Source organism: Bacteroides sp. AF34-31BH (assembly GCF_003602795.1).
Classification (GTDB): domain Bacteria; phylum Bacteroidota; class Bacteroidia; order Bacteroidales; family Bacteroidaceae; genus Bacteroides; species Bacteroides uniformis.
Genome location: NZ_QTLV01000005.1, coordinates 168,862 through 193,540, shown reverse-complemented (window position 1 = coordinate 193,540; position 24,679 = coordinate 168,862). Strand labels below are relative to the sequence as shown.

The window sequence follows — 24,679 nt, the reverse complement described above, 5'->3', positions numbered from 1 at the left end:
AATTATAAAATAAGGCAAGCCCGTATGCGGACCTGCCTTCCTTTAAAAGGATATGTTCACTACTTCCAGGTTAATCATGCCCTGCGGAACTTTAATTTCTGCGATGTCACCTACTTTCTTGCCAAGCAGACCTTGTGCAATCGGAGTATTGACGGAAATCTTTCCTTCCTTCAGATTGGCTTCACTTTCGGAAACGATAGTATAAACCATCTTCATGCCATTCTTCACGTTCTTAAGCTCTACCTTATTGAGAATCTGTACAGAATCGGTTTTCAACTTCGACTCATCAATAATCTTAGCGTCGGCAATGGTCAGCTTCAAGTTGTTAATTTTCATCTCAAGCATACCTTGAGCTTCCTTGGCAGCGTCATACTCTGCATTTTCCGACAAATCACCTTTGTCACGCGCTTCGGCAATGGCAGCCGATATTTTGGGACGTTCCACCGTCTCCAGGTGTTTCAATTCGGCCATCAATTTCTTGTAGCCGTCTTCTGACATATAAGCCATACTTTTTCCTCCTTAAATGTTATGTTAGTTTTTAATGGTACTATAAACAAAAAAGAATTCCAACATGGTCAGCATGCTGGAACCCTCTTTCCGATTTTCCTTTGCAAAGATAGCCTTTTATACAATGCGTGTCAAGCATAAAAGGCTGCTTTGTAACATATTTAAACGAAAACTTCTTATTTATAACATGTTACAGCAATGCTTTCACTGCCGCCTCCAGGTCTTTAATGCTCTCTCCACGGGCACTCAACTCATTGTTCTTGTTGACCAGGAACACAGAAGGCACATTCTTCACATTATAAGAAGCCGCTATAGACGAATAAATTCCATTGCCGTCGCGCACACAAATCCAAGGTAGATTGTCGGCAGTTGTTTTCCAATAGTGCTCGTCTGCATCCAGAGAAACCTGATAGATTTCCAATCCCTGGGCGGCATACTTGTCGTACAAGTCGCGCAACATATAATTATGTGTAGCAGAAACGGCACTCTGATAAACAGTGAAGTCCACAATAACAGCCTTGCCCTTCAGTTCGCTCAACTTACGTGTATTGCCCTTCATGTCACGCAGGTTAATGTCGATGATGCCGGTTTCGGAAATTGCCTCTTCGGGGATTTCCACCACCTTCTGCTGCGGAGTACGGGTATTCTTCATTCCCTTTATCACAATATTGTAGAGGTTCTTGGAGCGGTCGGCATCCGGATAATAATTGTTTAGGCTGGTTGCCACGGCTGCAAAACACTTAATGTCTTCCTTATTGTTCAGAGGGTCGAAAATCAAATAATTATTCAACTTCTGGAACAAGGCGAAATAGGCAGCAGCCGTATTGGGAGCGGTAAAAATATAGCTGATTTTCACTTCATCCTTATAGTTCTTCAATAAAGAGGCAAGGCTGTCCTCAAAAACATCGGCACCTATCTTATGTGCCTGCACCGACTGCAGCAATGCATTCACATTATCCTGAAGCTTCATCAGCTTCAGCGTCAAGTCCTTTATCTTCGAGCTATTCGGAGAACCTTCCACTGTATAGGCAGTGGCGAAATCGGTATAAGGTGCCTTTACCAAAACCGTTTCCGTCGAATCTACCGAGAAATTAATAACCTTGTCGTCTACCCGCAGACGGTAAAATTCCGGAGACACCGGACGTACCTGCTTGAAGTGGAAAGAGCCATCCCCTTCCAGTTTTACAGAATCCAAAGGAACAATACCTTCCAATGCCGAGGCTTCCAAATAAAGCATCTTGCCGTCGGCACCAGACACTTCACCCTCTACTTTGAATTTCGGTTCGGAATTACATGCACCCAATGCTATTGCAGCAAGTGCCATAAAAAAGATTTTCTTCATATCGTATCTTCAGTTTTGTTTTGCAAACGTGCCTGCAAATATACTTCTTTTCAAGTTCAGTCAAAGCATTTTCCCTCGTTCTTCCATATAGAAAACTGCAAAAAACAACTAAATACAAACTTTTTATCTCATTCCCACCATTTTACATGAATAAATTATGTATCTTTGCACGAATTTTGAAAGAAAATTAGATATAAAACATTTTTTATGATTAACCCAATTGTTAAGACGATCGAGCTTCCTGATGGCAGAACCATCACGCTCGAAACGGGAAAGCTGGCAAAACAGGCAGACGGTTCTGTAATGCTTCGTATGGGCAACACCATGCTTTTAGCTACTGTTTGTGCCGCCAAGGACGCAGTTCCCGGAACAGATTTCATGCCATTACAGGTAGAGTACAAAGAAAAATTCTCCGCATTCGGACGTTTCCCCGGCGGTTTCACAAAGCGCGAAGGACGCGCTTCTGACTACGAAATCCTCACTTGCCGCCTCGTTGACCGTGCTCTCCGCCCCTTATTCCCTGATAATTTCCATGCAGAGGTATACGTAAACATCATTCTTTTCTCAGCAGACGGCGTAGATATGCCCGACGCTCTGGCCGGACTCGCAGCTTCTGCCGCACTTGCAGTTTCAGATATCCCCTTCAACGGACCTATTTCCGAAGTACGCGTAGCACGCATCAACGGACAATTCGTCATCAACCCTACCTTCGAACAACTAGAACAAGCCGATATGGACTTGATGGTGGGCGCCACTTATGAAAACATCATGATGGTGGAAGGCGAAATGGACGAGGTTTCCGAGCAGGACTTGCTGGAAGCGATGAAGGCCGCACACGAAGCCATTAAGATTCAGTGCAAGGCACAGATGGAACTGGCAGAAGAAGTAGGCTCTACCGTGAAACGCGAATATTGCCACGAAGTGAACGACGAAGAACTCCGTAAGGCCGTTCACGACGCTTGCTACGACAAGGCTTATGCCATTGCCGCTTCCGGAAACAAGAACAAGCACGAACGCATGGATGCTTTCGATGCCATCCGCGAAGAATTCAAGGCACAGTTCTCCGAAGAAGAACTGGAAGAAAAGGCAGCCCTCATCGACCGTTACTATCACGATGTGGAAAAAGAGGCGATGCGCCGTTCCATTCTGGACGAAGGCAAGCGCCTTGACGGACGTAAGACGACCGAAATCCGTCCTATCTGGTGTGAGACCAGCTACCTGCCCGGCCCTCACGGTTCCGCTATCTTTACACGTGGCGAAACACAGTCTTTGTCTACTGTGACTTTAGGCACCAAGTTGGACGAGAAGATTATCGACGACGTATTGGAACACGGAAAAGAACGTTTCCTTCTGCACTACAACTTCCCTCCGTTCTCTACGGGCGAAGCCAAGGCACAGCGCGGTGTAGGCCGTCGTGAAATCGGCCACGGCCATCTGGCATGGCGTGCATTGAAGGGTCAGATTCCTGCAAACTATCCGTATGTAGTACGCGTGGTATCCGATATCCTCGAATCAAACGGTTCTTCTTCCATGGCTACCGTATGTGCCGGAACTCTGGCATTGATGGATGCAGGTGTGAAAATCAAGAAACCGGTATCAGGTATCGCCATGGGATTGATTAAGAATGCAGGCGAAGACAAATATGCCGTATTGTCCGATATCCTCGGTGATGAGGACCACTTGGGCGACATGGACTTCAAGGTGACCGGAACAAAAGACGGTATCACCGCCACTCAGATGGACATCAAAGTGGACGGTCTGTCATACGAAATCCTCGAAAAGGCATTGCTGCAGGCTAAAGAAGGCCGCGAATATATCTTGGGCAAAATCACCGAGTGCATTGCCGAGCCTCGCGAAGACCTGAAACCTCACGCTCCGCGTATCGAGACAATGACCATTCCCAAGGAATTCATCGGTGCTGTCATCGGCCCTGGTGGAAAGATTATCCAAGGTATGCAGGAAGAAACCGGTGCTACCATTACTATTGAAGAAGTGGACAACATCGGTAGAATCGAAATCGCCGGTACCAACAAGAAGAGCATCGATGATGCTATGCGTATCATCAAAGGGATTGTAGCTGTCCCCGAAGTAGGCGAAGTCTACAAAGGCAAGGTACGCTCCATTATGCCTTACGGTGCATTCGTTGAATTCCTGCCGGGTAAGGACGGCTTGCTCCATATCTCCGAAATCGACTGGAAACGTCTGGAAACAGTAGAAGAAGCCGGTATCAAGGAAGGTGATGAAATTGACGTAAAACTTCTCGACATCGACCCGAAGACCGGAAAATTTAAGCTGTCACGCAAAGTATTGCTTCCGAGACCGGAAAGACAAGAAAGACCGGAAAAGAAATAAGAAATTTCTTATTCTTTAAGTATATAAAGCCTGGTGGAACCCCATCAGGCTTTCTTTTTGTCAATACTGCCAGAAATGGCTCTGAAAAAACAAGGCATAATGCTTGCATATTCCAAAAAGATTATGTTTTTTTGCTATGTAAAGCCTTATATTCCATAAAGAACCTCAATTAATGTCCGGTTTAAGGAGCCTACATACTATGAATCTTTTCTCACGCTTTTTCCAGGAAAACCAAGAAAAGTTTTTGGCTTTTGCTTATTCTTATCTCAGGGATAAAGCAGAAGCGGAAGACGTTGTGATGGAATCCATGATTGCCTTATGGGAAAACCGAGACCGCTGGGAAGAAAACAGTAACCTGCATGCCCTGCTGCTGACCATCATAAAGAACAAAGCCCTGCACGTACTCGAGCACAAGCAGGTGCGTCTGCGAGCGGAAGAAACCATCAGCAGCCACAACCTGCGCGAACTGGACTTACGCATCTCCACCTTGAAAGCCTGCGAACCGGACCAGATATTCAACACGGAAATACAGCATATCGTAAATAAGACCTTACAGGAAATGCCCGAGCAAAGCCGGAAGATATTCATGTTGAGCCGATACCAGAACCTGGCAAACAAGCAGATTGCCGATAGTCTGGACATATCACTTAAAACCGTAGAGGCACACATCACCAAAGTGCTGCGGATTCTCCGGCTGAGACTGAAAGATTATCTTGTTACCATACTCATAATATTAATATCCTAAAAAATGCTTCTACGGAATAGGGTTACCGCCCACTTTCCGGTTATATATACAAAAGGTAAAAAGAGCACGTTTTAGAAAAGAAATAAATTATTGACAATGAACCAAGAGCTATTATATAAATATTTCAAAGGTATTACTTCCGTTGAAGAAGAAAAGATGATACTCGACTGGATAGACGCCTCGGATGAAAACCGGGACATCTTCCTGAAAGAGCGCATGATATACGACATTTCCTTGTTCTCGGACAAGCAGGGAAACAATGAAAAGAAAACGGTGCACATCATGCCGATGCTCCGCTGGGCGGCCCGTATAGCCGCCGTCACCATTGTCGCCATTGCCGGTTATTTCATCACCTCCGACTTTTTATATAACAAGGAGGTGCAGTTGCAAACAGTCACTGTGCCTGCCGGACAACGGGCCCAAATTATCCTCGCCGATGGAACACGCGTATGGCTGAACTCCAAGTCCACCATGAAATATGCCGCCAACTTCGGACGCAACGAACGAAATGTGGAATTGGACGGAGAGGCCTACTTTGAAGTAGCCAAAAACAAGAATATCCCATTCTATGTACATACAGAAACGAACAAGGTAAAAGTTGTAGGAACGAGTTTCAACGTCTGTGCCTACAGTGGGAGCCATGAGTTCGGAACCACATTGGTGGAAGGTATCGTCGATATCTATCCGGCCAACAGCAGCCAGATAATCACCAGGTTGCAGAAAGACGAGGTATTTCTCAATGAAAACGGAAAATGTAGAAAGGCCGTCCTTCCTTCCTATGAATATCTACGCTGGAAAGAGGGACTATACTGTTTTGACGACGCTCCATTCAGCGGTATCCTCGGTAGACTGGAGAAATACTATAATGTAAAGATAACCGTTGCCAGTCCTCAACTGCTGAACTACGGCAGCTTTACCGGCAAGTTCAGAGAGCAGGACGGCATCGAACATATACTGCGGACCATCTCGAAAGACCATCCTTTCAAGTTCCGCATCAACGAAGAAAAGGATTCAATTGTTATATATGAGTAAGAAAAAAAGATCGGAAAGTACCCCCATACTTTCCGATCCGAAACAGTCAAAAATCGACCTTAATCAATTTATTAACTTAACACAGTGACAAAGATATGAGAAAAATTTTGTTGATGAGGCTTTTTTATCTAAAAAAATTAGATTTTAAGCAATTATTGCAAACCTATGAAAATCACATTATTCCTTCTCCTGCTTGTTATATTTCAGGTGTACAGCGGGAACTGCTACTCTCAGAATGCCAGGGTCAGCATTCAAAATGCCCGGCTGAGGGTAGGGCAAGTTCTCGAGCAAATTGAATCGCAAACAGAATACTTATTTGTATATAACAAACAGAACGTCGATGTACGCCGTACCGTCGACATCAATGCAAGCAACCAAACTGTTTCCGAAGTACTTGACCAAATGTTCAAAGGGACAGACATCAAGTATGTGATGGAAGGCAAAAACATCGTTTTAACCAAAAACAGCAGGAGTGCTGAGGATAAGACAGACACTCTGCAGGAAATGGCTATTGTAAGAGGAAAGGTGACGGACTCCAAAGGCGAACCGATTATCGGTGCCAACATTCTTGAAAAAGGGACCGCCAATGGTGTTATCACCAATACCGAAGGAGAATTTAGTATGAATATCCCTCCTTATGCCACTATTGTCGTATCCTACATCAGTTATGAGCCGCAAACCATTGCCCTGAACGGTAGAAATAATCTCCACATCCGGATGGAAGAAAAGAACCTCGCCCTGGAGCAAGTAGTGGTAACCGCCATGGGTATCCAGAAGAAAATGTCCTCATTGACCTATTCTACCCAACAGATAAGCAGCAATGAGCTGACCCGTGCCAAAGAGCCGAACATGATTAATACACTAGCAGGAAAGACGGCCGGAGTACAAATCAATAAAACCGCCAATTTAGGAGGTTCTGCCAAAGTCGTCATTCGCGGTGCACGCTCTGCATTTGCCAGCGGCAACAACCAGCCCTTGTACGTAATTGACGGTGTTCCTATGCTGAACAGCTCAACAGAATCCACCTCCACCGTAATCGGCGGTAACTACGATGGATTGAACCGTGATGCCGGTGACGGGATTTCCAACTTGAATCCGGACGACATAGAAAGCATCAACATCCTGAAAGGTTCTTCTGCCGCCGCGCTTTATGGTTCGCAGGCAGCTAATGGCGTCATTCTGATCACCACTAAAAAGGGAAAGGCCGGACTGCAGCGCGTTACATTCTCCTCCAACCTGACCGTAAGTCACGCCATCAGTACCCCCGAATTCCAAAATACATACGGCCGGAACGAAGATGGCGGTACGGCAAGCTGGGGTACAAAAGGCAATGTAACGGACTATGACAACATAGGCGAGTTCTTCAGCAATGGCATCACCACTTTCAATTCGCTGGCTATCACTACCGGAAATGAAAAGGTACAAACTTATTTCTCATACGCCAACACCACGGCTAAAGGAATTGTGGACAATAACAAACTACAGAAGAATAACCTGAACCTACACGAAACGGCCAGCCTCTTCAACAACAAGCTGAAACTGGACGGCATTGCAACACTAATGACCCAAACCGTCAAGAACTCCCCTGCTACCGGCGGCTATTATCTGAATCCGCTGGTCAGCTTGTACAGTTTCCCACGTGGCGTAGACATGAGCACTTACAGAGAAAACTTTGAAACGTGGAATGCCGACCGCAATATGATGACACAAAACTGGATTGAAAAGAATGGAGATGGTACCGTCAGTGAATGGGGACAGAATCCCTACTGGCTGAAAAACCGCGTGCTCAGTGGCTACAAGCGTTATCGCGCTGTGGCATCGGCCAGAGCCAATCTGCACATTACGGACTACTTCAACCTGCAGGTACGGGGTAATGTGGATTATATCAGTGATAAATTCGACAATAAGATGTATGCCACTACAGCTCCCAACATCGCCGGCAAATACGAGGACAAGGAAAACGGACGTTACATCTGGTCGGACAGCCAGGAAATCCAAGTCTACGGTGACGCAATGGTCTTGTTCAACAAGGAATTTGATGACTTTTCCCTCAATACGGCACTGGGAGCCAGCATCAACATGAGTAAAGTCAATTCACTGACGATAGACTCAAGGCTTGCTTCCCTCTACAAACCGAATGTATTTACCGTCCCCAATGTAGTGATGGACTCCAAAGCAGCCGTAAATCAGAGCATCGACAGCAAACGCACGCTCCAATCAGTATTTGCCACCATGCAGTGGGGCTGGAAAGGACTACTATACTTGGACATTACCGCACGTAACGACTGGTCATCCACATTAGCCCACACAGACAGCAAGAATACCGGATTCTTCTATCCCTCCATAGGAGCTACCTGGATTCTTAACAAAACCTGCTCCCTGCCCAAATGGATAAGTTTTGCAAAAGTGCGCGCTTCATGGGCGGAAGTCGGTAATGACCTCCCGATAGGAATCACCAATCCGGTAGACATCATCATGGTAGGCGGCAGTATCAATGTAAATACCGTAGAACAGCGCGGTGACCTAAAACCGGAAATCAGCAGCTCCATCGAATTCGGTACAGAATGGCGCTTCTTCCATCACCGCTTCGGGATAGACTTCACTTGGTATCAGACCAATACCAAGAACCAGTTGTTGAGAATGGACAATCCTACGGGCTCCACCTATAAATACCGGTATGTCAATGCCGGAAAAATACGTAACCAGGGTTTTGAGCTGACGGTAGACGCCACTCCGCTACTATACAGAAACTTTTCGTGGAAGAGTCTCATCAACATGTCCGCCAACAAGAACAAAGTAGTGACCCTGCATCCTGACTATCCGGAATTTTCCTACTACGAAGAAGGTTTCAACGCAGGCTATCAGATGCGTGTCAAAGAAGGAGGCAGCCTGGGGGATATTTATGGAAATGCTTTCCGCCGTAACGAGGATGGCAGCATCATGGTTGATGAAACCAGCAAAAGGCCTTTAGGAAATACCGGAAACAAGGATTTGCTTGGGAATGCCAATCCTGACTTCACCATGGGATGTAGCAACACACTTACCTACAAGAACCTGGAGCTCTATTTCCTGATAGATTTCCGCTTTGGCGGCGAAGTCATGTCACTGACACAGTCTGAGTTGGATGCCAACGGCGTGACCAAAGTCACCGAAGATGCCCGCACCCGGGGATATGTAGAATACCAGGGACAGAAGTTCAACGACCCGAGAGCATTTTACAGCGCAGTAGGCGGCAGAAATGCCATCTCCGAATATTATATGTACGACGCAACCTGCATCAGACTCCGTGAAGTATCACTGAGCTATTCTTTCCCGAAAACGATACTGGAAAACAGTAGATTCATAAAGGGAATCGACGTATCATTGGCAGCGCGCAACTTGTGTTTCTTAAAGAAGGAAGCACCGTTCGACCCCGATACAGTAATGTCCGTAGGCAACAACAATCAAGGAGTAGACGTGTTTGGCATGCCTACTACCCGGAATATCGGCTTTAACCTAAGATTAACCTTTTAAAATGAATACCTTATGAAAAACAAGTGCATCATATTCCTTTTCTGCCATAGCATATTGCTGCTTGCAGCTTGCACCGGCGGTTTTGAGAACGACAACGAAATCAAGGGAGGTTTCTCGGACGACAAAAAGGAAATAGATTTCCAGAACCTGACTGCTCCATTCGAACCCATACAGTCGGGCATCTACTTCAATATAGGTTCTGTAGGCTTAAATTGGGTATGGCAGATGACACAATCCCTGAACCATGACATGTTCTCCGGCTACTTCATGGACCCTATTCCTAAATTCATGAAATCCAACGCCTGCTACAACCTGAACTCAGGCTGGACCAATGCCGCATGGCAATGTACTTACGGATATGTCTACACGGAGGTGCAGAAGGCAGAAAAGAACTTTTATGGCAATGACAACTTGAAAGGCTACCTCGGCATTACCGAAATTTTGAAAGTGGAACTGATGCACCGCATTGCCGATACATACGGTCCGCTGGTCTACCATCAACTGGGTGAGACACCCCGGGTTTACGGACAGCAAGAAGCCTATACACGCTTCTTTGCAGACCTGGACGAAGGGCAGCAATTGATAAGGGAATACCTGGACGAGGGCGGTGACAACAACAAATTCAAAGAGTATGATATGCTGACCAACGGCAAGACCTTGAAGGAGTGGTTAAAGTTTGCCAACTCACTACGTTTGCGCCTTGCCATGCGCATCTCCAATGTAGATGCAACACTTGCCAAAGACCAAGCAACCAAAGCACTGAATGACAATCAAGGTGTACTGGAAGGTGCAAGGGAAACCATCGCTGTAATGGGCAAGAACTATATCAATCCTTTGTGTGCCGTTGCCGGTTGGGGTGAAGTCTACATGAATGCCTCGATGGAATCCATTGTCAACGGTTATGAGGACCCGCGTGGCAAGAAATGGTATAACACCGCCCTTCTCGAAGGTTATCAAAAACAGTTGTTAGGCATTCCCATCGGGTTACCCATGAAAGACGGTGACGCCAACATTTACAGTTTTTGCTCTTCCCTCAACACAAGTACCATCGGCGAAAAGACCGGAGCTGTATTGATGAGTGCGGCAGAAGTCTGGCTGCTCAGGGCCGAAGCAGCCCTCCGTGGCTATACCAAAGAGAATCCCCGCACATGCTATGAATACGGGGTAAGTACTTCATTTACACAGTGGGACTGTGCCGGTGCTTCCGAATATCTGGAAAGCGACAAAACCCCTGCCGATTATAAAGATGTAGTCTCGGGCGGCAAGGTAGGCAAGGACATGAAAGCCTTGATTACCATATCCCCCAAATGGGAAGAAGATGCAGACATAGAGACGAAACTCGAAAAGATTATTACCCAGAAGTGGCTGGCATGCTGGCCCGAAAGTTATGAGGCATGGGCTGAGCAACGCCGTACCGGATACCCCAAACTTTTCAAGGTCCAAAACAACACCGGAAAAGTGATTGATACGGATATCATGATCCGCCGCCTTCCGTTCTCGACGGACGCTGCCACTGCCGACCCGGCACAATACGCCACCCTCACGGAAAAACTGGGTGGCGCAGATAACGGCGCCACCCGCCTTTGGTGGGATACGGGGAAAAACTCTTTCTAGAACAGACTCCACGTAACCGTAAGCCCTGCCATCACAATGGCTACCATGCTCATCAGCTTGATTAGGATATTCAAGCTCGGACCGGATGTGTCCTTGAACGGGTCTCCTACGGTGTCACCCACGACTGTAGCCTTGTGGACTTCACTGCCTTTGCCGCCAAAGTTGCCTTCTTCCACATACTTTTTGGCATTATCCCATGCACCACCGGCATTTGCCATGAAGATGGCAAGCACGAAACCACTGCTCAATCCGCCAATCAGCAGGCCGAGCACACCGGGAACACCGAAAATAAGTCCCGTCGCAATCGGAGCAATGATAGCTATCAGTGACGGAATCACCATCTCGCGTTGCGCCCCTTTCGTCGAGATTGCCACACAACGCTCATAATCAGGTTCCGTCTCTCCCGTAAGGATTCCCTTGATTTCGCGGAACTGGCGGCGCACTTCGTCTACCATATGGGCCGCTGCACGCCCTACCGCATTCATCGTCAATCCACAGAAAAGAAATGCCATCATCGAGCCCAGAAACATACCGGAAAGAACTTTCGGATTCATCAGCGTCACATCGTAGTGATGCATAAAGTCGAAGAAAGTGGCATCTTGAAGAGCCACGGCATCACCATGAGGAAGCGACAGTTCGGTAGTCCCGAGGCGGGTCAGCCCGATACGGATTTCCTCGACATAAGAGGCCAGCAAAGCCAATCCCGTCAAAGCGGCGGAACCGATGGCAAAGCCTTTGCCCGTAGCGGCTGTAGTATTGCCCAAGGAGTCAAGCGCATCGGTACGCTTACGCACCTCTTCACCCAGACCGGACATTTCCGCATTGCCACCCGCGTTGTCAGCTATCGGTCCGTAAGCATCTGTAGCAAGCGTGATGCCCAATGTAGAAAGCATACCTACTGCGGCAATGCCAATACCATAGAGCCCCAGACCCACATTAGAGAAGTCGAAGCCCGAAGCAAAGAGATAAGAAGCAATGATACCTATCACCACGGCAATCACCGGAATAGCCGTAGAAAGCATTCCCAAGCCTATACCGGAAATTATGACTGTCGCCGGACCGGTCTTTCCGCTTTCACTCAGCTTTTGGGTAGGACGGTAGGATTGGGAAGTATAGTACTCCGTAGACCGCCCGATGATGATACCTACTATCAAACCCACTATCACGGAGCAGGAAATCCACAGCCAGTTGTCCAACTTCAGCAACCACAGGATAAAGAAAGTGGCGACAACTATCAAAATAGAACTGAGATTAGTACCGAAAGCCAGTGAGTTCAGCAAGTCCTTCATCTTCGCATTCTCTTTGGTACGCACGGAGAAGATACCGATAATGGAAAGCAATATTCCGACGGCTGCAATCAGCATCGGAGCGATTACGGCCTTGAACTGCATCAGCGTATCACCCGAGTGGATAAAAGCCGCAGCACCGAGGGCAGCCGTAGCAAGGATAGAACCACAATAACTTTCGTACAAATCAGCCCCCATACCTGCCACGTCGCCTACATTGTCGCCTACATTATCCGCAATCGTGGCAGGATTACGCGGGTCGTCTTCGGGGATACCGGCTTCCACCTTTCCCACAAGGTCGGCACCTACATCGGCAGCTTTTGTATAGATACCGCCACCTACGCGTGCAAACAATGCCTGCGTGGAAGCGCCCATACCGAAAGTCAGCATGGTAGTGGTAATGATGCAGAGTTTATGGGTGGGAGTCATTACATCTTCCGGAATTACAGCATTCAGCAACAGATACCAGAAAGATATATCAAGCAAGCCAAGGCCAACCACTACCAGTCCCATCACCGCACCGCTACGGAAAGCCACGCGTAGTCCGGCATTCAGCGATGTGCGTGCCGCATTGGCAGTGCGAGCCGATGCGTAGGTGGCCGTCTTCATACCCAAAAAGCCGGAAAGTCCGGAAAAGAATCCTCCGGTAAGGAAAGCAATCGGCACCCAGGAGTTCTGCACTCCGAAACCGTATGCCATAATGGAGAAAAGGATAACCAGCCCCAGAAATACCCAGCCCACAATCTTGTATTGTTGGCGAAGGTAAGACATAGCACCTTTGCGCACAGCAGCGGCAATCTTAATCATCTGAGGCGTACCCTCACTCTCTTTCATCATCTGACGATGGAAATACCAGGCAAAACAAAGTGCCATAATAGAAGCGGCTGGAACCAGCCAGAATAGGATTTGGTCCATAGCATTTATTCGTATTAAAAGGTTGAACGAAAGCCTAAAAATATTGATTTGAAACGAAATAAGCAAATGAAAAAGAAAAGAAATCCAAGCAAGCATGTATTTATACTGGCGAATAAAACAACAAGCAGTACCCTTTTTTACCTATTTTTTGTATTTAATGAGAAGAATAGAGCACATATAGATATATATTACAACTTTTATAGTACCTTTGCAACAAGTAAACAAGCTAAAAACAAAGGCATTATGAAACCAATCTATTCTAACCTGACATGCAAGATGCTGGCTTTGACATTATGCAGCATTATGCTGGCATTCCTATCCATAGGATGCGAACATGACGTCTACAATCCCGATAATGGAAAAGACGATGAGAAGACTCCCAACTCTTTTGATTTTTCTACGACATCTTCCATCCAAGTAAACGTAAAGTATGATGTCCCCGAAGGCTATAAAGTACTTTTTGAAATCTATCTTGAAGACCCGTTCACGATTGACAAAGATGGCCAGATTATAAAACGCACAGACCTGGAACCGGTCATCAGACGCATGACAGACGGTAACGGTGCATATAGCGGCAAGGAAATCATCAATTCGGACCATGGGGACGAAGCATATATCTATACTTCTTATATAGGGGTCCCCACCCTCTTCAAAACAGTTATTGCAGGAGATGCCATTACTGCCGACATCAAATGGGATTCCACCGATGATAATCCGCAAACACGGGCGGAGGGATGGCAGGCACCCAAAGGATACCATGTATTAGGAACATGGAGCTCCAAAGGATATCCTCATTATTTAGACACAGACAACAAAATCACAATTCCCGGTGATGTATTGACAATCATCAATACGACCTTGAAGGAAGGAGGCACATGCCCTAAGCAATACCGACAAGCCATAGATTTTGAAATCAATGATCCGGAAGGGCGCAATGCGGAAGTATCCATCCGGATAATTGGAGGAACCAGCGGTGCAGCGAACGCCTTTGGCTATTATTGCTATAGGGCAGACGCATCTTTAAGTGAAATTAAAAAAGCCCCCAAATGCATTGTTTTTCCAAACACTCTGATGGATAATTATTATAATAAAAAGGCTTCCGGACTACAAGGCGGTGAAAGTGTAAAGCTTCATTACATAGACCCCGACGGAGTGGACCAAGGCACCGTATTTCCCAATGGAGTAAAAATCGGATGGTTCCTATTGAATGACAGCTTCTATGGCGGAAACAATAAGCCTTTCTACTCTACTACAAAGCTGAATGGGGACGGCCGTACACATACAGCTGCATTCCGCATCGATGATTTTGTCGTATTGTCCTTTGAAGATTGGACAGACCAAGACTATAATGATATACAATTCAACGTATGGTCCAACCCCATCGAAGCCATCATCAATCCGGATATTCCTGATATCAAACCTGACGGTGGCAACGAGGATAAGAAATACAGTCTGGAATACAAAGGAATCATCGCTTTCGAAGATAATTGGCCCAGAAAGGGTGACTATGACTTGAATGATGTTATTGTAAAATACCAGTCCGTATTGAACTTCAATGATGCCAATCAGGTCCTTTCTACAGAAGACACCTATGAGTTGCTTTGGTCCGGTGCCACTTTCAAAAATGGTTTCGCTTACCAACTGAATACAGAACGCAGCAATATGTCAACTGAAATATTGGAAGCCCCCACAAGTTTCAACGGACAAGGACTGGATACAGACCTTTCCAAAGCTACCGTCAATGTATTTCTAAGTGCGCTCGATGTAACAGAGAGAAATACAAAAACCGCTACATATAAGATAAAGAACACCTTCAAGACTCCACTATCACACGAAACGCTTGGAATTCCCCCTTATAATCCATTCATCATGGTACATGACGAATTGAAAGAATCACGCATCGAAGTGCATTTGGTCAACTATCCTCCTACTGAAAAGGCAGACATGGCTCTATTCCATACCGAAGAGGATTTGTCCTCTGTACCGACAAGCTATTATGTAGCCAATGGCAACTATCCTTTTGCCATTCATCTAAGTGGAGCCACAAACTTCAATACTCCTGAAACCCAGCCGATAGACAAGAGCTTTGAACATTTTATGGATTGGGTCAATTCCAATGGAACAGATTATAAGGATTGGTACAAATAATCGATAAAAGATACTCCTTATAAAGAAAATGGCAACCATTCACAGGGTTGCCATTTCTTATATCTTCCTATGTTGTAATATAGTAGAGCGAACTTATTCCACCGTTACAGCCGTACCGCATGCCGTAACCATCAACATGCTGCCACTGCCTCCTACCGTTTCATAGTCCAAGTCTACACCAATCACGGCATTGGCACCCATAGCACGGGCATGTTCTTGCATCTCGCGCAAGGCTATATCTTTAGCTTCGCGCAGCACTTCTTCATAAGAGCCACTTCGCCCACCCACCACGTCGCGGATGCTGGCAAAGAAATCGCGGAATACATTGGCACCGATAATCGTTTCACCGGAAACGATGCCATAATAGCGGGTGATACGTCCACCCTCAATAGTCGGGGTTGTTGTTACTAACATAATTCATTTTTTTAGTTGTTGACATATTAGACGCAAGGAATGAAAGAAAGGTTGCAAAGCTTTGCTTTGGTCAGAACATCCGGCTGACACGAACTATACCTGCCACCAGCACATCTATCTCCTCCCGGGTATTGTAAAGCCCGAAAGATGCACGCACTGTTCCTTCGATGCCAAGACGCTGCATCAATGGTTGGGCACAGTGATGTCCCGTGCGTACGGCAATGCCAAGACGGTCGAGCAATGTACCCATATCAAAATGATGGATATCACCTACCAGAAACGATATGACACTACCCTTGTCTTCTGCCTCGCCGAAGATACGCATACCGGGAATCTCTTTCAGCCGTTGCATGGCATACTGGGTCAATTCGTGTTCATAGGCGGCAATCTTGTCCATCCCAACCAGCGAAACGTAGTCCAAAGCTTTGGCAAGTCCGGTAGTACCGATATAATCCGGCGTACCGGCTTCAAACTTGAAGGGCAATTCATTGAAGGTAGTCTTTTCAAAAGATACATGCTGAATCATCTCTCCACCGCCCTGATAGGGAGGTATCCTATCCAGCCACTCCTCTTTACCATAAAGCACCCCTACCCCCGTAGGACCATACACCTTGTGAGCCGAGAAAACGAAGAAATCGGCATCCAGATCCTGCACATCTACCGGCATGTGGGGAATGGACTGGGCACCGTCCACAAGCACCGGAACACCCTGCTCATGGGCAAAAGCAATCATCTCCTTGACGGGATTGACCGTACCCAGCACATTGGAAACATGCGCCACACTGACAATCCTGGTACGTTCGGAGAACAACTGCCTATATTCGTCCAATAAGAGTTCGCCCTTGTCATTCATCGGAATCACCTTGATGGTAATTCCACGCTTGGCGGCAAGCAGCTGCCAGGGAACAATGTTGCTATGGTGTTCCATCACAGAAAGAATCACCTCATCCCCCTCCTGCATAAATTCCTCACCGAAGCTGGAGACAAGCAGGTTGATACTCTCCGTCGTACCACGGGTGAAGACAATCTCATTCGTGCTGCGGGCATTGATGAAACGTCTCACCGTCTCACGCGAGGCCTCGTGCAGCTCTGTAGCCTGCTGCGACAGGAAGTGCACTCCGCGATGCACATTGGCATTCACCGAATAATATTCGTCCGTAATGGCATTTACTACCTGGCGAGGTTTCTGCGTAGTCGCGCCGTTGTCCAGATAGACCAACGGCTTGCCATATACCTCACGGGAAAGGATAGGGAAATCAGCTCGAAGCCTCTCCCCCAGCCCCTCTCCCATAGGGAGGGGAGCCAAGATACTACTCTTATTTATATCGTTGTTCATAATGAATCGAAATTATAAGCTATCACTTGCAGATGGCGCACCCCTGGCATTTGTTCAGTTCCCCCCGGAAACGCTTCTCTACCAGCAGATGCAGACGGTCTTTCAAAGCATCCAAACGGATGGTGTCGATAACTTCGTTGACAAAAGCGAACATCAGCAGCAGGCGCGCCTCGCGCACCGGAATACCACGCTGCCGCATATAGAAGAGAGCGCTTTCATCGAGCTGCCCCACCGTAGCGCCGTGACTGCACTTCACGTCATCTGCATAAATCTCCAGCTGAGGCTGGGTGTACATATGTGCATCTCGGGTGGCACAAAGATTGCGGTTGGTCTGTTGCGAACTGGTGTGCTGTGCGTCAGGGCGCACTAAAACCAGACCGGCAAAGGCACCTACAGCCTGCTCGTCAAGGACATACTTATAAAGCTCATTGCTGGTACAGTTGGGCACGGCATGGTCGATTGTCGTATGATTGTCCACATGCTGATTCTTGTCTGCAATGGCCATACCGCACAGATTCAGCTCCGCATGTTCACCGGCAAGCGTCACACAGGTTGTATTCCGTGTAGTTCCGTTGTGCAAGGTCATACCATTCAGCAATACATTACTATTGGCTTCCTGCCTTACATACATATTGCTGATACGTACCGTACTGGTGTGTGTCTCTTCGAGTTCATAAAAATCGAAAATGGCATTCTCACCGGCAAAGATTTCTATCACCTGCGTTGCCAGGAAGTTCACGCCGTCCATCGCATGGTCACACACCAACAAGCGGGCTTGTGCACCCTCCTCCAGAATAATCAGCACACGGCGGTTCACCATAAAATTGACGTCACCACGCAGGATATTCACCAGCTGAATAGGTTTCTCTACCACCACGTTCTTAGGAACATAAAACAGAACGCCGTCTTGTGCAAAAGCGGTGTTGAACGCCGTCACCCCATCCTCTGCCGTATCAGCCAACTTGCCATAATATTTCTTCACCAAATCGGGATGTTTCTCGGCCACCTCCTTCAGGCTGCCGAAGATAACCCCTTCAGGCAGATGGGACTTAGGCAAAGCCCTGCCATAAAAAGCATCGTTCACCACAAAATAAAGAGCAGTGCTCATATTGGGAACATCGCACTTGAACACTTCATAAGGATTCACCGGAATTTCCAACCGGTTCAAGTTCAAGCCATAATCCGGCTCAAAGAACTTGCTGATATCCGTATATTTGTATTTCTCCTCCTTACGGGTGGGAAAGCCCAAGCGCTCAAAGTCAGCAAAAGCAGCGGCACGCGGCGCATTCAGCACCTCGGCACTATGCCGGCATATCATCGCCTCCGTTTGGGAGAAAAGGTCTATGTATTGTTGCTCTACACTCATGTTTTCAGATTATGAGTTTATAATTCACCTGCTTCTTTCCTTATCCAATCGAAGCCACGTGTTTCAATCTCCTTCGCCAATTCCGGTCCACCGGTCTTTACGATACGTCCACCCAGCAGTACATGTACCGTATCGGGTTTGATATAGTCCAACAACCGCTGGTAGTGGGTAATGACCATAGCACTGGTTTCCGCAGTCTTGAGTTTGTTGAAACCGTCGGCCACAATACGCAAAGCATCCACATCCAATCCGGAATCCGTCTCGTCCAAAATAGCAAAAGTCGGTTCCAACATCGCCATCTGGAATATCTCGTTACGCTTCTTTTCACCGCCGCTGAAACCTTCGTTCACGCTACGGTTGGCCAGCTTGTTGTCCAACTCCACAATGGCACGCTTCTCGCGCATCAGCTTCAGGAACTCACTGGCCGACAAAGCAGGCAGATGGCGGTACTTGCGTTGCTCATTCACAGCCGCACGCATGAAGTTCACCATCGACACGCCCGGAATCTCTACCGGAGCCTGGAAAGAAAGAAAGATTCCTTCATGTGCACGGTCCTCAGGACTCATGGCAAGCAAGTCCTTGCCATTAAAGGTAATTGAGCCGCGCGTCACTTCGTAAGCAGGATGGCCAACCAACACATTACTCAACGTACTTTTACCGGCACCGTTCTGTCCCATCAGTGCATGTACTTCTCCATCACGTATGGTCAAGTTGATGCCTTTCAATATTTCTTTGCCATTGATGCTGGCATGCAGGTCTTTTATCTCTAACATCTTTATATTTACTATTTGACTATTTACAATTTACTATTTATAAATCACCCCACGCTTCCTTCCAGCGAAATGGCAAGCAATTTCTGCGCTTCTACGGCAAACTCCATCGGAAGTTTATTCAAAACCTCTTTGGCATAACCGTTCACAATCAGCCCCACGGCATCTTCCGTAGAAATACCGCGCTGATTGCAGTAGAATATCTGGTCCTCACTGATTTTGCTGGTAGTGGCCTCATGCTCCACGATGGCCGTTTCATTGTGAATATCCATGTAGGGGAAAGTATGCGCGCCGCATTTGTCACCAAGTAGCAAGGAGTCGCACTGGCTGTAATTACGAGCATTGTCCGCTTTCTGTGCCACGCGCACCAAGCCGCGGTAAGAGTTTTCGCTCTTTCCGGCAGAAATGCCTTTGCTCACAATGGTGCTCCGGGTATTCTTGCCCAGATGAATCATCTTTGTTCCCGTGTCTGCCTGCTGATGGTTATTGGTTACTGCCACACTATAGAACTCCGCTGTCGAATTGTCGCCGGAAAGGATGCAAGACGGATACTTCCAGGTAATGGCCGAACCTGTTTCCACTTGTGTCCAAGACAGTTTACTGTCCACCCCTTTACAATGGCCACGCTTCGTCACAAAGTTATAGACACCACCCCGGCCCTCGGCATCACCGGGATACCAGTTCTGCACGGTGCTGTATTTCACTTCTGCACGGTCGTGCACTACAATTTCCACAATGGCCGCGTGCAACTGGTTCTCGTCACGCATCGGAGCCGTACACCCTTCCAGATAAGAAACGTACGAATCATCATCCGCCACAATCAAGGTTCTTTCGAACTGCCCCGTATTGCGGGCATTGATGCGGAAATAGGTGGACAACTCCATCGGACAGCGTACCCCCTTCGGGATATAGACAAAAGAACCGTCGGAGAACACCGCCGAGTTCAGTGCCGCAAAGAAGTTGTCACGATAAGGCACCACCGAACCGAGATATTTCTGTACCAAGTCGGGATGCTCGTGTACAGCCTCGCTGAACGAGCAGAAGATGATTCCTTTCTCCATCAGTGTCTCCTTGAAGGTAGTCTTTACAGACACCGAGTCCATAACGGCATCCACAGCCATACCGCTTAACGCCATCTGTTCTTCCAGCGGAATGCCCAGCTTATTGAAAGTTTTTATCAACTCAGGGTCTACCTCATCCATGCTTTTCGGTCCTTCCTTCTTCTTCGTAGGGTCGGCATAGTAGGATATGGCCTGATAATCTATTTCGGGAATGCGGAGATGTGCCCATGTAGGCATCTCCAATGTCAGCCAGTGGCGATATGCCTTCAGGCGGAACTCCAGCAACCATTCCGGTTCTCCCTTCTTCTCAGAGATAAGCCGCACTACATCTTCATTCAGCCCGCGCTCAATGATGTCTGTATGCACGTCGGTCGTGAAACCGTACTTATACTTCTCCTGAGTGAGTTCCTTTACATATTTATTGGGTTCTTCTTGTTGCATCACTTCTATAATTACAAATTATGAATTACAAAATCACGGTTCACGGTATCAGTCAAAGTCTCCGTTTACAATCTGCTCCGTAACCGCCTTTGCTGCGGGAAAGAATATCCCGGCAAACTCTTCCATAGGATAATATAACACTGATTCTTTCTTTTTTGTTTTGCTAATCAGCGTATTGTCTCCGTCTATAAATTCGATGACACCAATCAGCAGGCTCGTCAGCAGGAGGTACTTCAAAGCCCCTAGACCAGCCCCCAACCAATGATTGAGCCAGCCCAGCGAGACGGCCTCCATTGCCCGGGTCAGCAGAGAAGCCACCAGGGAGAAGAGCAAAGGAACAGCCAGCCAGATGAAGACAAATGCCAGTACTTGCGCCACTGTCATAGAGTCTGTCAACATGGGGCACAGCTTCACTGCCAACGAGGCATACAAAGCCTTTGCCGCCAGCAGACCGACAATCAGCCCCAGCAGAGAGGCCAATTGCTTCACAAAACCTTTCATGAAGCCGATGATTGCGCCCAAGCCGAAAGCAGCCAATATGATGATATCTATAATTGCCATAAAATTAATGTACCAATGTGACAATATGCTAATGTGCCAATATGCTAATGGGTCAATGAGCAAATAACTAATATGCAAAATGTGCCAATTGCCCTGCGGCATTTTCTGTACGCGCAGCCAATTGGCACATTAGCATATTTGCACATTATTCAATTATAATGTTTGCTTCACTTCTATTTCTTCGTAAGATTCGATAATATCGCCCACCTTGATGTCGTTGCAGTTTGTCAGGCTGATACCGCACTCGAAATTGGTACCTACCTCCTTCACGTCGTCCTTGAAGCGCTTCAGGGCATTGATGGCACCCGTAAAGATTACGATACCGTCGCGTATCAAACGGGCCTTGTCGCTGCGTTTCACCTTTCCGGTCTTGACCATGGCACCTGCCACCAGTCCCACCTTCGTGATGTTGAACACTTCGCGCACCTCGATGGTTGCCGTTATCTGCTCCTTCAATGTCGGTGCCAGCATACCTTCCATGGCAGCCTTCACCTCTTCGATGGCATCGTAGATGACGGAGTACTTGCGGATATCCACACCCTCCTGCTCTGCCATCTTGGCGGCAGCACCCGAAGGACGTACCTGGAAACCGACGATAATCGCATCCGAAGCGGCAGCCAGCGAGACATCCGATTCGGAAATCTGACCGACACCCTTGTGGATTACGTTTACCTGCACCTGCTCCGTAGACAGCTTGATTAAAGAGTCGCTCAACGCTTCCACAGAACCGTCCACGTCACCCTTCACAATCACGTTCAGCTCATGGAAGTCACCCAGCGCCAGACGGCGGCCCACTTCGTCGAGCGTCAGCATCTTCTGCGTACGCAAACCTTGTTCACGCTGCAACTGTTCGCGTTTGTTGGCAATCTCGCGTGCTTCCTGCTCCGTTTCGATTACGTGGAACGTGTCGCCAGCAGCAGGTGCACCGTTCAAGCCCAATATCAGGGCAGGTGTAGAAGGACCAGCCTCCTGCATGCGTTGGTTACGCTCATTGAACATAGCCTTCACCTTACCGTAGCTGGTACCCGCCAGCACGATGTCGCCCATTTTCAAGGTACCGTTGGAAACGAGTACCGTAGCCACATAGCCACGACCCTTATCCAATGAGGACTCGATAATGGAACCGGTAGCACGGCGGTTCGGGTTTGCTTTCAGCTCCAGCATTTCTGCTTCGAGCAGCACTTTCTCCATCAACTCGGGTACACCGATACCCTTTTTGGCAGAGATATCTTGCGACTGATACTTACCGCCCCACTCTTCCACCAAGAAGTTCATGGCAGCCAGCTCTTCCTTAATCTTGTCGGGATTGGCAGTCGGTTTATCAATCTTATTGATTGCAAATACAATAGGAACACCCGCAGCCATGGCATGGTTGATGGCTTCCTTTGTCTGCGGCATCACGTTGTCGTCAGCAGCCACAATGATGATGGCAATATCCGTAGCTTTGGCACCACGGGCACGCATGGCGGTAAACGCCTCGTGGCCCGGAGTATCGAGGAATGTAATCTTACGTCCGTCGTCCAGCGACACGTGGTAGGCACCGATGTGCTGTGTGATACCACCCGCTTCACCGGCAATCACATTCGCCTTACGGATATAGTCGAGCAATGAAGTCTTACCGTGGTCTACGTGACCCATCACCGTTACAATCGGAGCGCGAGGTTCCAAATCTTCCTCATCATCCTCTTCCTCTACGATGGCCTGCGCCACTTCTGCGCTTACATATTCTGTCTTGAAGCCGAATTCCTCAGCCACCAAGTTGATGGTCTCGGCATCCAGACGCTGGTTGATGGATACCATCATACCAATGCTCATACAAGTGGCGATGACCTGAGTAACAGAAACATCCATCATGCTTGCCAACTCGTTGGCCGTCACGAATTCCGTAATCTTCAGTACCTTGCTTTCTGCCATTTCCATGTCTTCCAATTCCTGCATACGGCTGGAAGCCATGTCACGTTTTTCCTTACGATACTTGGCACCTTTGTTCTTTCCTTTGGAAGTGAGGCGTGCCAAAGTTTCCTTTACCTGCTTTGCTACATCTTCCTCGCTAACCTCCTGCTTGATGACCGGCTTCTTGAAGCGGTCCTTATTGCGGTTGCGGTTATTATTGGCATTGTTTCCACCAGGCTGGTTTCCACCTTGCGGGCGGGCACCCTGACCTTGCTGGGCACCTGCGTGTCCACGGTCGTTGCCACCACGCTGGAAGTTGGAAGCATTGTTGATGTCCACTTTCTCCTTATTGATACGGACACGTTTCTTCTTGCCGTTGGCATCACCGGCAGCGGTATCCTTCAACTTGCTGTCATCACGGCGGATTTCCTTGATGATAGCTTCCTTCATCTGCTTCTTCTGATCCTGACGAATCTTTTCCTTCTCTTCACGCTCCTTGCGTTTCTCCTCTTTCGATTTCTTCTTTGGGCGTGTGGATTGGTTCAGGGCCGCCAAGTCTATCTGTCCGATAACATTAATCTTCGAAACAAACTCAGGCTGATGTATCTTGAAGATTTCTTCTCCTTCTTCTTTCCCCTCTTTTTCAACCGGTGCTTCTTCAGCTGCCGGTGCGGGAGCAGGCGCTTCTATCATTTCTTCCTTTTTAGATTCTTGTTGAGCCTCTACAACCGGAGCAGGCTCTTCCTTGACAACGGGTTGTGGCTGCGGTTCCGAAACGGGCTGCGGCTCGGGTTCAGATGCCGGCTGTACCTCCGGTTGCGGCTGTGGTTCCGGTTGGGGAGCAGGAGCAGGTTCCGGTTTCGGCGTTTCTACAACTGCCGGTTCCTCCACCTTCTTCTCCTCTACCGCTTTTTCCGCTTCTTTCTCTTTTTCCTGAGCAGGAGCAGGTCTACGGTTCAGTTTGTCCAAATCAATCTTGCCTACCGGCTTGAACTTCGGACGTGCGTCTTCCGGAACAACCGTCTTAATCTCTTCGGGCTTCGCTTTCTCCTGCGTTTCCCTATAGCCGTCAATAGACACGGACGCCTTGTTGCGGTCCTTGCTCTGACGTTCCTGGCTGAAACGCTCCGACTTTATCTTAAGGTCCTTATCTGTACTAAACTCCTTTTTGAGCAGTTCGAACTGTTCATCCGTAATTTTTGTGTTCGGATTTGCCTCAACGGTAAATCCCTTCTTTTGCAGGAACTCGACAGCCGTCGTAATCCCTACATTTAAATCTCTTGTTACTTTGTTTAACCTTATCGTCATCAATTTTTTCTATTTACGATTTAACCATTTACGATTTACGATTGATAATACTCGGAGCGGAACGACTTACATTTA

Annotated in this window: 16 protein-coding genes; 6 read left to right on the top strand and 10 right to left on the bottom strand. The window is 47.6% G+C overall.

Features of this window, described 5'->3' with window-relative positions; all coding sequences use genetic code 11:
* Positions 1-42: 42 nt before the first annotated feature.
* Together greA and DWZ67_RS10305 are read right to left on the bottom strand one after the other, a co-directional pair.
* Positions 43-507 carry a transcription elongation factor GreA gene (gene greA, locus DWZ67_RS10310; RefSeq protein ID WP_005824394.1) on the bottom strand — a complete coding sequence of 155 codons (465 nt, stop codon included), beginning with the start codon at positions 505-507 and terminating at the stop codon, positions 43-45.
* Positions 508-697: 190 nt separating this feature from the next.
* Entirely contained in the window at positions 698-1,849 is a 1,152-nt protein-coding gene (locus DWZ67_RS10305) for a thioredoxin-like domain-containing protein (RefSeq protein ID WP_120138777.1), read from the bottom strand.
* A gap of 207 nt (positions 1,850-2,056) precedes the next feature.
* Here DWZ67_RS10305 and pnp point away from each other — a divergent pair, with 207 nt between their 5' ends.
* The 5 genes from pnp to DWZ67_RS10280 all read left to right on the top strand — a co-directional run bounded on the left by pnp (position 2,057) and on the right by DWZ67_RS10280 (position 11,105).
* Positions 2,057-4,201, top strand: coding sequence for a polyribonucleotide nucleotidyltransferase (gene pnp, locus DWZ67_RS10300; protein ID WP_005824386.1), 2,145 nt, complete (start codon positions 2,057-2,059; stop codon positions 4,199-4,201).
* A 172-nt stretch (positions 4,202-4,373) separates the two neighbouring features.
* Complete coding sequence (locus tag DWZ67_RS10295) at positions 4,374-4,946, top strand: RNA polymerase sigma-70 factor (protein WP_005833682.1); 573 nt, start codon at positions 4,374-4,376, stop codon at positions 4,944-4,946.
* 96 nt (positions 4,947-5,042) lie between these two features.
* On the top strand, positions 5,043-5,978 hold the full coding sequence (locus tag DWZ67_RS10290) for a FecR family protein (RefSeq protein WP_005824380.1): 936 nt from the start codon (positions 5,043-5,045) through the stop codon (positions 5,976-5,978).
* A 165-nt stretch (positions 5,979-6,143) separates the two neighbouring features.
* A complete protein-coding gene (locus DWZ67_RS10285) occupies positions 6,144-9,491 on the top strand; it encodes a SusC/RagA family TonB-linked outer membrane protein (RefSeq protein ID WP_120138775.1) in 3,348 nt (1,115 codons plus the stop codon).
* Between the two features lie 12 nt (positions 9,492-9,503).
* On the top strand, positions 9,504-11,105 hold the full coding sequence (locus tag DWZ67_RS10280; protein ID WP_005824376.1) for a SusD/RagB family nutrient-binding outer membrane lipoprotein: 1,602 nt from the start codon (positions 9,504-9,506) through the stop codon (positions 11,103-11,105).
* Here the strand turns inward: DWZ67_RS10280 and DWZ67_RS10275 are convergent.
* On the bottom strand, positions 11,102-13,306 hold the full coding sequence (locus DWZ67_RS10275) for a sodium-translocating pyrophosphatase (RefSeq protein WP_120138773.1): 2,205 nt from the start codon (positions 13,304-13,306) through the stop codon (positions 11,102-11,104). The genes DWZ67_RS10280 and DWZ67_RS10275 overlap by 4 nt on opposite strands.
* Positions 13,307-13,372: 66 nt before the next feature.
* On the opposite strand from DWZ67_RS10275, the gene DWZ67_RS10270 reads away from it, so the two are divergent.
* Positions 13,373-15,454: an LruC domain-containing protein gene (locus tag DWZ67_RS10270; protein ID WP_120138771.1), complete on the top strand. Its 2,082-nt coding sequence runs from the start codon at positions 13,373-13,375 to the stop codon at positions 15,452-15,454.
* 93 nt (positions 15,455-15,547) lie between these two features.
* Here DWZ67_RS10270 and DWZ67_RS10265 read toward each other — a convergent pair whose 3' ends face one another.
* From DWZ67_RS10265 to infB, 7 genes are all read right to left on the bottom strand, one after another.
* Positions 15,548-15,868, bottom strand: a complete 321-nt coding sequence (locus DWZ67_RS10265) for a heavy metal-binding domain-containing protein (protein ID WP_005824368.1) — start codon at positions 15,866-15,868, stop codon at positions 15,548-15,550.
* Between the two features lie 70 nt (positions 15,869-15,938).
* Positions 15,939-17,159 (bottom strand): cysteine desulfurase, encoded by a 1,221-nt coding sequence (locus tag DWZ67_RS10260; protein WP_050756854.1) that lies wholly within the window; start codon positions 17,157-17,159, stop codon positions 15,939-15,941.
* Positions 17,160-17,226: 67 nt separating this feature from the next.
* The gene (gene sufD / locus DWZ67_RS10255) at positions 17,227-18,570 is read right to left on the bottom strand and encodes a Fe-S cluster assembly protein SufD (protein ID WP_005824364.1); all 1,344 of its coding nucleotides are present in this window, start codon (positions 18,568-18,570) and stop codon (positions 17,227-17,229) included.
* A gap of 17 nt (positions 18,571-18,587) precedes the next feature.
* Positions 18,588-19,343, bottom strand: a complete 756-nt coding sequence (gene sufC, locus DWZ67_RS10250) for a Fe-S cluster assembly ATPase SufC (protein ID WP_005824362.1) — start codon at positions 19,341-19,343, stop codon at positions 18,588-18,590.
* Positions 19,344-19,387: 44 nt separating this feature from the next.
* Positions 19,388-20,842: a Fe-S cluster assembly protein SufB gene (gene sufB / locus DWZ67_RS10245; RefSeq protein WP_008661988.1), complete on the bottom strand. Its 1,455-nt coding sequence runs from the start codon at positions 20,840-20,842 to the stop codon at positions 19,388-19,390.
* Positions 20,843-20,890: 48 nt separating this feature from the next.
* Complete coding sequence (locus tag DWZ67_RS10240; protein ID WP_008661989.1) at positions 20,891-21,403, bottom strand: CvpA family protein; 513 nt, start codon at positions 21,401-21,403, stop codon at positions 20,891-20,893.
* Positions 21,404-21,556: 153 nt separating this feature from the next.
* On the bottom strand, positions 21,557-24,604 hold the full coding sequence (infB, locus tag DWZ67_RS10235) for a translation initiation factor IF-2 (protein WP_005833691.1): 3,048 nt from the start codon (positions 24,602-24,604) through the stop codon (positions 21,557-21,559).
* Between the last annotated feature and the right edge of the window lie 75 nt (positions 24,605-24,679).